Source organism: Kitasatospora albolonga (assembly GCF_039535905.1).
GTDB lineage: Bacteria > Actinomycetota > Actinomycetes > Streptomycetales > Streptomycetaceae > Kitasatospora > Kitasatospora albolonga.
Window position 1 is genome coordinate 42,501 of the sequence record NZ_BAAAYB010000138.1, and the last position, 11,487, is coordinate 53,987.

9 protein-coding genes, 2 rRNA genes and 1 pseudogene (1 of these 12 cut by a window edge) are annotated in these 11,487 nt (G+C 70.5%); 9 read left to right on the forward strand and 3 right to left on the reverse strand.

All coding sequences use genetic code 11. The annotated features are described in order from the left end of the window. The 3 genes from ABD946_RS33635 to ABD946_RS33645 all read left to right on the forward strand — a co-directional run. A 23S ribosomal RNA gene (locus tag ABD946_RS33635) occupies positions 1-1,485 on the forward strand; it begins 1,636 nt to the left of the window's first position. Positions 1,486-1,571: 86 nt separating this feature from the next. Next, positions 1,572-1,688 (forward strand): 5S ribosomal RNA (rrf, locus tag ABD946_RS33640). Positions 1,689-1,793: 105 nt separating this feature from the next. Then, positions 1,794-2,228: a VOC family protein gene (locus ABD946_RS33645; protein WP_345289437.1), complete on the forward strand. Its 435-nt coding sequence runs from the start codon at positions 1,794-1,796 to the stop codon at positions 2,226-2,228. A 28-nt stretch (positions 2,229-2,256) separates the two neighbouring features. Here ABD946_RS33645 and ABD946_RS33650 read toward each other — a convergent pair whose 3' ends face one another. Next, a complete protein-coding gene (locus ABD946_RS33650) occupies positions 2,257-3,630 on the reverse strand; it encodes an FAD-dependent oxidoreductase (RefSeq protein WP_345289438.1) in 1,374 nt (457 codons plus the stop codon). Between the two features lie 123 nt (positions 3,631-3,753). Here ABD946_RS33650 and ABD946_RS33655 point away from each other — a divergent pair, with 123 nt between their 5' ends. Continuing rightward, positions 3,754-4,395: a TetR/AcrR family transcriptional regulator gene (locus tag ABD946_RS33655; protein WP_345289439.1), complete on the forward strand. Its 642-nt coding sequence runs from the start codon at positions 3,754-3,756 to the stop codon at positions 4,393-4,395. 90 nt (positions 4,396-4,485) lie between these two features. Beyond that, complete coding sequence (locus ABD946_RS33660; protein ID WP_345289440.1) at positions 4,486-5,250, forward strand: glucose 1-dehydrogenase; 765 nt, start codon at positions 4,486-4,488, stop codon at positions 5,248-5,250. Between the two features lie 59 nt (positions 5,251-5,309). On the opposite strand, the gene ABD946_RS33665 is transcribed toward ABD946_RS33660, so the two are convergent. Continuing rightward, positions 5,310-6,272 carry an alpha/beta fold hydrolase gene (locus tag ABD946_RS33665; RefSeq protein ID WP_345289441.1) on the reverse strand — a complete coding sequence of 321 codons (963 nt, stop codon included), beginning with the start codon at positions 6,270-6,272 and terminating at the stop codon, positions 5,310-5,312. An 81-nt stretch (positions 6,273-6,353) separates the two neighbouring features. Further along, a complete protein-coding gene (locus ABD946_RS33670) occupies positions 6,354-7,547 on the reverse strand; it encodes a PucR-like N-terminal domain-containing protein (protein WP_345289443.1) in 1,194 nt (397 codons plus the stop codon). A gap of 414 nt (positions 7,548-7,961) precedes the next feature. Between ABD946_RS33670 and ABD946_RS33675 the strand changes: the two genes are divergently transcribed. The 4 genes and pseudogenes from ABD946_RS33675 (at position 7,962) to ABD946_RS33690 (ending at position 11,487) form a co-directional block, all read left to right on the forward strand. After that, positions 7,962-8,615 carry a hypothetical protein gene (locus tag ABD946_RS33675; protein ID WP_345289444.1) on the forward strand — a complete coding sequence of 218 codons (654 nt, stop codon included), beginning with the start codon at positions 7,962-7,964 and terminating at the stop codon, positions 8,613-8,615. Between the two features lie 204 nt (positions 8,616-8,819). After that, positions 8,820-9,809, forward strand: coding sequence for a hypothetical protein (locus ABD946_RS33680; protein WP_345289445.1), 990 nt, complete (start codon positions 8,820-8,822; stop codon positions 9,807-9,809). Between the two features lie 8 nt (positions 9,810-9,817). Continuing rightward, a pseudogene (locus ABD946_RS33685) lies at positions 9,818-10,693 on the forward strand (ABC transporter ATP-binding protein); the annotation flags it as partial. Next, entirely contained in the window at positions 10,693-11,487 is a 795-nt protein-coding gene (locus ABD946_RS33690) for an MlaE family ABC transporter permease (RefSeq protein ID WP_345289446.1), read from the forward strand. The pseudogene ABD946_RS33685 and the gene ABD946_RS33690, both read left to right, overlap by 1 nt.

Here is an 11,487-nt window from a genome sequence, read left to right on the forward strand (position 1 = left end):
GGGGTGACGCAGGAAGGTAGTCCAGCCCGGGCGGTGGTTGTCCCGGGGTAAGGGTGTAGGACGTGAGGTAGGCAAATCCGCCTCACACATAGTCTGAGACCTGATGCCGAGCCGATTGTGGTGAAGTGGATGATCCTATGCTGTCGAGAAAAGCCTCTAGCGAGTTTCATGGCGGCCCGTACCCCAAACCGACTCAGGTGGTCAGGTAGAGAATACCGAGGCGTTCGGGTGAACTATGGTTAAGGAACTCGGCAAAATGCCCCCGTAACTTCGGGAGAAGGGGGGCCGGAACTGGTGATGGGATTTACTCCTTGAGCTGGGGCCGGCCGCAGAGACCAGCGAGAAGCGACTGTTTACTAAAAACACAGGTCCGTGCGAAGCCGTAAGGCGATGTATACGGACTGACGCCTGCCCGGTGCTGGAACGTTAAGGGGACCGGTTAGTCTAGTTTCGGCTAGGCGAAGCTGAGAACTTAAGCGCCAGTAAACGGCGGTGGTAACTATAACCATCCTAAGGTAGCGAAATTCCTTGTCGGGTAAGTTCCGACCTGCACGAATGGCGTAACGACTTCTCGACTGTCTCAACCATAGGCCCGGTGAAATTGCATTACGAGTAAAGATGCTCGTTTCGCGCAGCAGGACGGAAAGACCCCGGGACCTTTACTATAGCTTGATATTGGTGTTCGGTTCGGCTTGTGTAGGATAGGTGGGAGACTTTGAAACCCAAACGCCAGTTTGGGTGGAGTCGTCGTTGAAATACCACTCTGGTCGTGCTGGATGTCTAACCTGGGTCCGTGATCCGGATCAGGGACAGTGTCTGGTGGGTAGTTTAACTGGGGCGGTTGCCTCCTAAAGAGTAACGGAGGCGCCCAAAGGTTCCCTCAGCCTGGTTGGCAATCAGGTGTTGAGTGTAAGTGCACAAGGGAGCTTGACTGTGAGACCGACGGGTCGAGCAGGGACGAAAGTCGGGACTAGTGATCCGGCGGTGGCTTGTGGAAGCGCCGTCGCTCAACGGATAAAAGGTACCCCGGGGATAACAGGCTGATCTTCCCCAAGAGTCCATATCGACGGGATGGTTTGGCACCTCGATGTCGGCTCGTCGCATCCTGGGGCTGGAGTAGGTCCCAAGGGTTGGGCTGTTCGCCCATTAAAGCGGTACGCGAGCTGGGTTTAGAACGTCGTGAGACAGTTCGGTCCCTATCCGCTGTGCGCGTAGGAGTGTTGAGAAGGGCTGTCCCTAGTACGAGAGGACCGGGACGGACGAACCTCTGGTGTGCCAGTTGTCCTGCCAAGGGCATGGCTGGTTGGCTACGTTCGGGAGGGATAACCGCTGAAAGCATCTAAGCGGGAAGCCTGCTTCGAGATGAGCACTCCCACCTCCTTGAGAGGGTAAGGCTCCCAGTAGACGACTGGGTTGATAGGCCGGATGTGGAAGCCCTGTAAGGGGTGGAGCTGACCGGTACTAATAGGCCGAGGGCTTGTCCTCAGTTGCTCGCGTCCACTGTGTTGTTCTGAAACAACGACCCCACCCGTCTGGCACGGGGCGTGGTGCGGTTGACAGTTTCATAGTGTTTCGGTGGTCATAGCGTGAGGGAAACGCCCGGTTACATTCCGAACCCGGAAGCTAAGCCTCACAGCGCCGATGGTACTGCAGGGGGGACCCTGTGGGAGAGTAGGACGCCGCCGAACAATCATTCAAGAGAAGCCCCCTGACGATTCGTCAGGGGGCTTCTCTGCGTTTCCGGGGCGGAAAATCCTGGTGCCTGTGATCGTCTTCGTTGCTACGGTGGCCGGATGGCCGCACTGAGGAAAGTCCAGATCACGTTCGACTGCGCCGAGCCGGAGCGGGTCGCCCGCTTCTGGCGGGAGGTGCTCGGTTACGTCGCTCCGGCGGCGCCGGAGGGCTTCGCCGACTGGGAGGAGTACGTGAGTACGCTGCCGGCCTCGGGGGTGGGGGCCTGGTCGGCGGCGGTGGATCCCACGGGGGAGGGGCCGCGGTTCTTCTTCCAGTCCGTGCCGGAGGGGAAGGTCGCCAAGAACAGGGTGCACGTCGACGTGCGGGCCGGCACCGGGCTGGTGGGGGCCGAGCGGTTGGCGGTGCTGGAGGCCGAGCGCGACCGGTTGGTGGCGCTCGGCGCCGTATGCGACGTGGTGCTGTACGCCGACGAGGAGAACGAGTCCTGCATCGTGATGCGGGACGTCGAGGGGAACGAGTTCTGCCTCGACTGACGGGGGCGGGGCCCTTCGCCCTCTCGGCTCAGCCGGGGATGAGGGCGTCCCACTCGGCCCGGGTCGGACCGTCGTGGGTCGGTGCGAAGTCAGGGCGGGCGGCAAGCCAGTCGGTGACGGCGCGGTCCACCTCCTCGGTGCCGTAGGCGTCCGCCGCCGGCTTCAGGAGGTGGCGGACCTGGGCGCGGGCGCGCATGACGACCGGGTCGTCGAAGGCGCAGGCGGCGCGGGCGGCGGCGCGGAGGTCGGGGGAGGGCGAAGTCCCGGTGAGGCGTTGCTCGTTGCCGCGGTCGGCGGTCACCTGGGCGTCGAACCACGGGCGGAGTTCGCGGACCGTCCAGGCGTGGTACTCGCTGGGGTCGGCGGCGATCCGGTCGGCGTGGGCGGCGAGCTGTTGGGCGGCGCGCAGGCCGAGGGCGACGCCGTGCCCGAGGGTGGGGTTGGTGTGGACGAGGCTGTCGCCGGCGTTGACCAGGCCCGTCACCACGGGGCCGGTGTCGTCGACGAGTGAGGTCCAGCGGTTGTCCAGCCCGGCCATCGCCAGGACCGGCGTCTGCGGTTCGGGGTCGAGGGCCAGCCAGGCGGCGGGGGCGGGGAAGCGGCGGGCGACGGTCTCGAAGACGGCGGGGTCGAGGAGTGCGCTGCGGGTCGGGTCGCCGGTGGAGAGCACCACGCTGACGGCGAAGGTGTCGTTGTCGGAGGGGAAGACGCCCGCGAGGGCGAACGGTGCGTCGGAGCCGGTCTTCACCCGCCCGGGGTCGCGCGGGCCGTCGGGGCGCAGGCGGTACCAGCGGCAGAGGTAGGCGATGCCGGCGCGGTGGCTCTCGACCACGGGTGGGCGGCGGCCGGCAGCGGTCAGCCAGCCGGGGACCGGGGAGCGGCGGCCGGAGGCGTCGACGACGAGGTCCGCCGGGTGGGTGGCGGAGTCCGTCCGTACGCCGGTGACCCGGGTGGGGGAGTCCTGACGGAAGGTCAGGCCCTCGACGCGGCAGCCGCGCCGGACCCGGACGCCGGGCTCGTGCCGGACGGCCGTGGTCAGGGCGGTCTCGAGGACGATGCGGCGGGTGCGCAGGGTGACCAGGTCCTCGTCGCCGGCCCGGTACGGGGGGTGCTGCCCGAACCAGTCGAAGTCGTGGTACTCGCGGGCTCCGCGTGCCAGCAGCTCGGCGTGGACGTCCGGGAGTTCGGCGCGCAGGACGGTGCGGACCGGTGCGAGGAAGGAGTGCGGGTGGTTGGCCTGCGGTACCCGGGGTCGCTTCCAGTGGTAGAAGTCCTGCTCCAGATCGGCCCCGGCCTGCCGGTCGTCCTGCTCGAAGAGGGTGACCGTGTGGCCGCGCCGTCCGAGCATGAGGGCCGTGCCCAGCCCGCTGATTCCTCCGCCGACCACCGCAACCCGCGCCATCGCTCTCCCCTTCGTCGCGCCGTGTTGCGCAGGCAGCCTACTAGTTGATGATCTTCCTTCGGCAATCCGGGGTCGGCCCGACGGGCGTTCGACTTTAATAATGGTGAGCATTAGAGTGGAGGCATGCCGAGAACTCCGGCGGGTGGCACGCCCACCCGTGACCGACTGATCCGGGCCGGTGCCCGTCTGTTCGCCGAACAGGGCGTGCACGGTGCCCAGTTGCGCGACGTGGTCAGGTTGGCGGGGCAGTCCAACCCCTCCGCCGTCCAGTACCACTTCGGCTCGCGGGAGGGGCTGCTGGACGCCGTGATGCGCGAACGGCAGGAGCGGGCCGAGCGGTCGCTGCACGCGCTGCTGCCGCGGCCGGAGGGGCAGCCGCTCCCGGTGCTGCTGGACGCGCTGGTGGCATCCGAGGCGGCCGAGCTGGCGAGTGACGCGGGGCGGGACGGGCTGCGGATCGCGGCGCAGATCAGCTACCGGAGCGGCATCCGGACGCGGGAGCCGCATCCGCACCTCGCGGGGGGCGGGTACTGGCGCCTGATCGGGGAGTTGGAGACCTCGCTGCTCGAACTGCCCGAGCCGGTACGGCTGGAGCGGATCGACCTGGCGCTGATCCTGGTCGGCGCGGCGCTGGCGGAGCGGGCCCGTCAACTGGAGGCGGGCGAGCGGCTGTTGACGGGGGACGCGCTGTTCCGGGCGGATCTGGTGGCGATGGCCGGGGCGATGCTCACGGCACCGCTGCCCGCGCTCGACATCGACGGCTGACCCGCCCGGACGCGGCGCCACACACGCCGGGCGGCACCACCCCGCCGTCCGGGAGCACCGAGCACCACCATCGCAAGGGAGCATGAAGTCATGACCGAGCTCAACGGCAAGACCGTCCTGATCACCGGCGGAGCCCGCGGCCTGGGTGCCGAGGCGGCCCGCCAGGCGGTGGCGGCCGGTGCCAACGTGGTGATCACCGACGTGCTGGACGAGGAGGGCCGGGCCACCGCCGCCGAGTTGGGGGAGCGGGCCCGCTACCACCACCACGACGTGACCTCGGAGGCGGACTGGGCTGCGGTGGTCGCCTTCGCGGTGGCGGAGTTCGGCGGGGTGCACGGGCTGGTGAACAACGCGGGCATCTCCACCGGGAGCTTCCTGGTGGACGAGTCGGTGGAGCACTTCCGGAAGGTGGTGGACATCAACCTGACCGGGGTGTTCATCGGCATGAAGGCCGTGGTCCCGGCTCTGCGGGAGGCCGGTGGCGGCTCGATCGTGAACATCTCCTCGGCGGCCGGGCTGATGGGCCTGGCGCTGACGGCGGGCTACGGCGCCTCCAAGTGGGCGGTGCGCGGGCTGAGCAAGATCGGCGCGGTGGAGCTCGGCGTCGACCGGATCCGGGTCAACTCGGTGCACCCGGGCATGACCTACACGCCGATGACGGCGCAGGTGGGCATCGAGCGCGGGGAGGGGAACTACCCGAACACCCCGATGGGCCGGGTCGGCGAGGCGCCGGAGATCGCCGCGGCCACGGTGTTCCTGCTCTCGGACGAGGCCTCGTACATCACCGGTGCGGAGCTGGCGGTGGACGGTGGGTGGACCACCGGTCCCACGGTCCGGTACGTGATGGGGCAGTAGGCGGATGCGGAGGGAGGGCCCGGGCGCTCATGAGGCCGCCCGGGCCCTCCGGCGTTCCGTCAGCCCAGGTCGTCGAGGAAGCGGAGCAGGGCGGCGTTGACCTCGGCGGGCTTCTCCTGCTGGGTCCAGTGGCCGCAGTCGGTGAGCCAGACGGGGGCGGCGAGTTCGGGGACGTGCTGGTCGAGGGTGGCGATGAGCGCCTTGGCGGCGTCGTTGGCGACGACCAGGTCGCGGTCGCCGACGACCAGCAGGGCCGGGGTGCGGATGCGGGCGTTCTGCCAGGGGGCGGTGAGCTCCCAGTTGCGGTCGAGGTTGCGGTACCAGTTGAGCGGGCGTGTGAAGCCGGACGCGGTGTACTCGGCGGCGAAGTGGGCGAGGTCGGCCTCGGTGAGCCAGGCCGGGAGGGTCTCGGGGGAGCGGAAGGCGTCGAGGAAGCCCTTGCCCTCGGGGACCAGCGGGGTGAGGCCGGCCGGGTCGGCGGCGCGGCCGGCCAGCAGGCGGCGGAAGGTGGTGGCGGGGTCGCGGGCGAGCTCCGCGTCGGCGACGCCGGGCCGCTGGAAGTGGAGCATGTAGTAGGCGTCGCCGAAGACCTTGCGGAACAGCTCGGTGGGCCGTACCGGCATCCGCGGGTAGGGCGGGACGGAGAGGCCGACGACCCCGCGGACCAGGTCGGGGCGGAAGAGGGCGGTGTGCCAGGCGACCGGGGCGCCCCAGTCGTGGCCGACCACCACGGCCCGGTCGGCGCCCAGGGCGGGGATCAACCCGAGGGCGTCACCCGCGAGTTGGAGGATGGTGTACTGGTCCACCGCGTCCGGGCCGCCGGTGCGGCCGTAGCCGCGCTGGTCGGGGGCGACGGCGTGGTAGCCGGCCTCGGCGAGGGCGGTGAGCTGGTGGCGCCAGGAGTACCAGCCCTCGGGGAAGCCGTGCAGGAGCAGGACGAGCGGTCCGGTGCCGGCCTCGGCGACGTGCATGCGCAGGCCACTGGCGGACTCGACGTAGCGGTGCGTTATCGCGGTCGTCATGGGGTCATCCTGGGTGCTCCGCGCACGGAGCGGAAGGGTGCCGCCGCACCCCGGGCGGGGGACCGAGGGGCGGTCGGGCGGTCAACGCGCGGGCGGGGGCGGTCCGGTGAGCGCGGTGGCGCGGAGCACGATCTCGGTGGCGAAGCGCGACTCCGGGTCGGCGAGCCGTTCGCCGAAGGCGCGGTCCAGGACGCGCAGCCGGTAGCGGACGGTCTGCGGGTGGACGCCGAGCTGTTCGGCGAGGTCGGGGGCGCTGGCCCGGGTGGTGAGCCAGGCGCGCAGGGTGTCGAGCAGCCGGGAGCGCCGGGTGGGGGTGAGGGCGGCGAGCGGGGCGAGGTAGTGCCGGTCGAGCTGGTGGAGCAGGGCCGGGTCGCTGAGCAGCCAGAGGTGGACGAGGTGGTCCTGGCAGTACGTCAGGGGGCCGGTGGTGTACGGGAGGAGCCGGCGGGCCCAGCGCAGCGAGTCGGCGGCCTCGGCGAGCGGGGTGGTGAGGCCGACGGCGGCGCGGCAGCCGGCCAGGGCGGCGGTGAGGCCCTCGCGGCGGGCGGGGGTGAGAGGGCCGGGTAACAGCAGGTGGGGTTCGCGGTCGGAGAGGTCGAGCAGCACGTCGCGGTCGAGGACGCCGCGGTGGGGGCGGGAGCCGGGGGCGAGGGCGACCAGGGTGACGTGGTCGGGGAGCGGCCAGGCGGCGTGGTCGGCGAGTTCGGCGAGGGCGGTGCGGGCGGCGCCGGTGCCGCTGAGGATGCGGCGCAGCAGCCGGCGGCGGCGGTTGTCGGGCTCCTCGCCGAGTTCGGCCATGGCCTGGAGGTAGCCCTCGCGGGAGAGTTCGGCGATCTCGCCCATGTAGGCGAAGAGGGCGTCGGCGAAGGCCATCAGGACGGTGGCGGAGAGGTTGTGGCGGCGGCCGACGGCGCGCACCCGGCGCAGGGCGACCTGGCAGCCGATCCGGTAGGCGTCCTGGAGCATGTCGAGGCTGCGGCCCTCCAGGGCCTCGTGGCGGCCGAAGCGGCGGCAGATCTCGTCGCGCAGGGAGGTGGTGGCGGTCGGGGCGGCGACCTGGTCGACGAAGGTGGCGATGTTCTGTTCGATGCCGACCCGGATGACGCGGGCGGCGGGTCCTTCCAGCAGTTCGCGGTACTCGGGGATGGTGGCGACGATCTCGGCGGCCATCTCCTTGAGCAGGCCCGGGAGTTCGGGCCGCATCACGGCGGCGAGTTCGCGCGGCACCTGGTCGAGCGGCGAGCTGGAGCCGGGCGCCCGGCGTGGCGTGGCCATGAGTCCCCCTGGCGTCCGGGGGCGGCCGGACGCATACGACGTGTGGTGGTTCGCTGACGATAGGGCACGAGTGGTCGTCAGCGCACCAGTCGTGACGTCGAACTGCCGGTCGGCGTTCCGCTACCGGATTGGCACTCTGCGCCGCGGAGGGGGACTCGGGGCTCACTCCGGGACAACGGCGCGGGGGTTTTCTGGTAGCGCCGGAACAAGAAATCCGCAGCGCGCGGCCGGGAATCCCGGAACTGTTCCGGCTCCGTTGCGGGGCCTGATTACCGGCGCGTAATGTCCGGGACCAGCGAGGACGGCCCCACCCGTTCGCCTCGCTTCCCCGGATTCGCCTCGGCGCCAACTCATTTCTTCGTCAGGAGAGTTGGTCGTGCCCCGGCGGGTCCGCCCCCACAGAGAGGACCCATCGTGCGCAAGCCTGTCAAGGGCGCCCTGGTGGCTGCGGCGGCTCTCGCCGCCGTGGCCGGCATGACGCTCGCCCCGACCACCGCGACGGCCGGCACCCAGTCCGCCTCCTCCGGCCTGCTGGCCGGCTGGACCGCCAGCCCGGGCGGCCCCTGGACGGCCAAGGCGACCTCGCCGAAGCTGACCGACACCAAGACCGGCACCAAGCTGACCTGTACCTCCTCCTCCGCGGCCGGCACGCTGGCCACCAGCTCCGCCACCGGCGCGGGCATCTCCTCGATCACCTCGGTGAGTTGGACCAGCTGCTCCGGTCCGCTGGGCATCACCTTCAGCGTCACCCCGCAGGGCCTGCCGTGGTCGCTGAACGCGGTCAGCTACAACGCGGGCACCGGTGTCACCACCGGCACCCTGACCGGGGTGAAGGCCCACATCAGCGGGGCCGGCTGCACGGCCGACTTCCAGGGCCCGACCGCCGGTTCGACGGCGACCCTGACCGGCAGCTACAGCAACTCCACCAACACCCTCACCATCAGCGGCGGTGACCTGCGGGCGTACAACGTCTCCGGTTCCTGCCTCGGTCTGCTGAACAACAACGACCCGGCGGTCTACAACGCCGCGTACGTGCTGAGCGCCCCGCAGGTCATCACCTCCCCGTGAGGCACCCGTACCCGGGCCCGGGCCACCACCCGGGTCCGGGTACGAACACACGCACCGGATGACAGGCCGTCAGGGTCCTTTTGTCATCCGGTGACAGGAAATCCCGGCCGGAGAGAGCGCTCCCGACGATCCGCGTGCGATCGCTTGTGAGGGCTTGTTACCCGGCCGTACTGTCCTGCGTCCCGAGCCAAGAGGAGTCCAGAGATGAGGGACGCGGTGCGTCGCCTTGCCGTGCCCGTGAAGCCGGCCGCCGTCCTGGCGGCCGCGCTGCTGGCGGGCACGGTGCCGGGTGTCCCGTCCGGGGCCGTGCCCGGGAGCGCTCCGGCCGCGGTGGCGGCGCAGGAGCAGCCGCACTCGGGGGTGAACACCTGCCCGCCCGCCCCGGAGGGCGAGTTGGACCAGGCCAGGCTGCCGCCGGTGCCCGAGGGCGCGTTCGTGGTGCCGAACGAGGAGACCGGCCCGTTCCCGCCGGTGGGGGCCTGCGCCTACGCGGTCGGCTTCGCCAACGTGCGCAAGCAGCACCAGGCCTCGGTGCTCAACGACCCGGCCGGGCATCCCGCGCTGACCGCGGTGAACATGAGCCGGCGGTTCGTCACGCTCTGGGACCCGCCGGAGGGGCAGCAGCCGTACTTCGAGGCCGACAACCTCGGCTACCTCCAACTCCCGCCCAGCGAGACCACCTTCCTCACCTACGGCTTCATGCCGACCACCGCCGTCATGGAGCTGGAGCCGCGGGGCCTGCTGACCATCGTGGCGACCGGGAACACCGACTGGGACCAGCCGGTCGAGTTCACCATCGGCGGCTACCAGTCGATCAGGCTGCGGGACGTGAAGGTGAACGGGACCCCGCTGGACGTCGGCCCGAACTGCCGCACGGCCCGGCCGGTGAACCTGGAGCTGAAGGGCCGCCAGGACGACCACCTGCCGGGCGGCGGCGACGGCAAGCCCGACTACACCCTGATCGGCGGCGGGCCGCTCTCCCAACGGGACCTGGTGATACCGGAGTTCAAGGGCTGCGGGAACGGGGCGGAGAACCTGGACGCGCTCTTCACCGCGGCCGTCTCCGGGCCGGGCAACTCGCTCAACCTGGTGCAGGGCGCGATCTGCACCCCGACCAGTGACCAGCCGAACGGCTGCGAGCCGGAGATCCAGCTGCCGGCCCTGCCGCACCGCCGCACCACGGACCAGGGCTAGGAGCCGGGATGGGGATCGAGGTGACCGTCGAGGGGCTGACCAAGTCCTTCGGCAGCCAGACCGTCTGGGAGGACGTCACGCTGACGCTGCCGCCCGGGGAGGTGACGGTGCTGCTGGGGCCCTCGGGCACCGGCAAGACCGTCTTCCTGAAGTCGGTGATCGGTCTGCTGCGGCCCGAGCGGGGCCGGGTGCTGGTGGACGGCGTCGACATGGTGCGCGGCCCGGAGCGCGAGGTCTACCGGGCCCGCCGGCGCTTCGGCCTGATGTTCCAGGACGGCGCGCTGTTCGGCTCCATGAGCCTCTACGACAACGTGGCCTTCCCGCTGCGCGAGCACACCCGCAGGACCGAGGCGGAGATCCGCCGGATCGTGCTGGAGCGGATGGAGATGGTCGGCCTGAACGGCGCCGAGGCCAAGCTGCCGGGGGAGATCTCCGGCGGGATGCGCAAGCGCGCGGGCCTGGCCCGGGCGCTGGTGCTGGACCCGGAGATCGTGCTCTGCGACGAGCCGGACTCGGGCCTGGACCCGGTGCGCACCTCCTACCTGTCGCAGCTGCTGGTGGACCTGAACGCGCAGATCGGCGCCACCATGCTGATCGTCACCCACAACCTGGACATCGCGGCCACCGTGCCGGACCACATCGGCATGCTGTTCCGCCGCCGGCTGGTGGCCTTCGGCTCCCGGGAGGAGCTGCTGACCAGCCGTCAGCCGGTGGTGCGGCAGTTCCTCGGCGGGCGCCGGGAGGGGCCGATCGGGATGTCGGAGGAGAAGGACGAGGCCCAGCTGGCGCTGGAGGAGCCCTACCAGGAGGCCGAACCGGGGCCGCTGCCACAGCAGTTGCAGCCATCGCCGGGCCTGCCGCCGCGCCGCGGGGCGGTGCTGCGGTGAGCGCGGCCGACCCGGTGAAGGGCAACCCGCTGACGGGCGGGCTGCGGCAGAGCGGGCAGCTGCTGGCGCTGGCCGCCACCACGGTGCGGGACGTGTTCCGGCGGCCGTTCCAGTGGCGGGAGCTGATCGAGCAGTTCTGGTTCCTGGCGAGCGTGACGATCCTGCCGGCGGCGCTGGTGTCGATCCCGTTCGGTGCCGTGATCGCACTCCAAGTGGGTTCACTGGCCGAGCAGTTGGGCGCGCAGTCGTTCACCGGCGGGGCCAGCGTGCTGGCCGTGATCCAGCAGGCCAGCCCGCTGATCGTGGCGCTGCTGATCGCCGGTGCGGGCGGTTCGGCGATCTGCGCGGACCTCGGCTCGCGCAAGATCCGCGAGGAGCTGGACGCGATGGCGGTGATGGGCGTCTCACCCGTGCAGCGCCTGGTGGTGCCCCGGGTGCTGGCCGCGATGGCGGTCTCGGTGCTGCTCAACGGCCTGGTCTCGGTGGTCGGCACGCTCGGCGGCTACTTCTTCAACGTGATGCTCCAGGACGGCACCCCGGGCGCCTACCTGGCCAGCTTCTCCGCCCTGGCCCAGCTCCCGGACCTGTACGTCAGCGAGTTCAAGGCGCTGGTCTTCGGCTTCGTGGCCGGGATCGTGGCGGCCTACCGGGGCCTCAACCCGCGCGGCGGCCCCAAGGGCGTGGGCGACGCGGTGAACCAGACCGTGGTGGTCACCTTCCTGCTGCTGTTCGTGATCAACGTGGTGATCACCGCCGTCTACCTGCGGATCATCCCGCAGAAGGGAGCCTGA

Bases quoted from the DNA above. Each gene is read 5' to 3' on its own strand.
- ABD946_RS33645 (WP_345289437.1), top strand. From the start codon at position 1,794: ATGGCCGCACTGAGGAAAGTCCAGATCACGTTCGACTGCGCCGAGCCG.
- ABD946_RS33650 (WP_345289438.1), bottom strand. From the start codon at position 3,630: ATGGCGCGGGTTGCGGTGGTCGGCGGAGGAATCAGCGGGCTGGGCACG.
- ABD946_RS33660 (WP_345289440.1), top strand. From the start codon at position 4,486: ATGACCGAGCTCAACGGCAAGACCGTCCTGATCACCGGCGGAGCCCGC.
- ABD946_RS33670 (WP_345289443.1), bottom strand. From the start codon at position 7,547: ATGGCCACGCCACGCCGGGCGCCCGGCTCCAGCTCGCCGCTCGACCAG.
- ABD946_RS33655 (WP_345289439.1), top strand. From the start codon at position 3,754: ATGCCGAGAACTCCGGCGGGTGGCACGCCCACCCGTGACCGACTGATC.
- ABD946_RS33665 (WP_345289441.1), bottom strand. From the start codon at position 6,272: ATGACGACCGCGATAACGCACCGCTACGTCGAGTCCGCCAGTGGCCTG.
- ABD946_RS33680 (WP_345289445.1), top strand. From the start codon at position 8,820: ATGAGGGACGCGGTGCGTCGCCTTGCCGTGCCCGTGAAGCCGGCCGCC.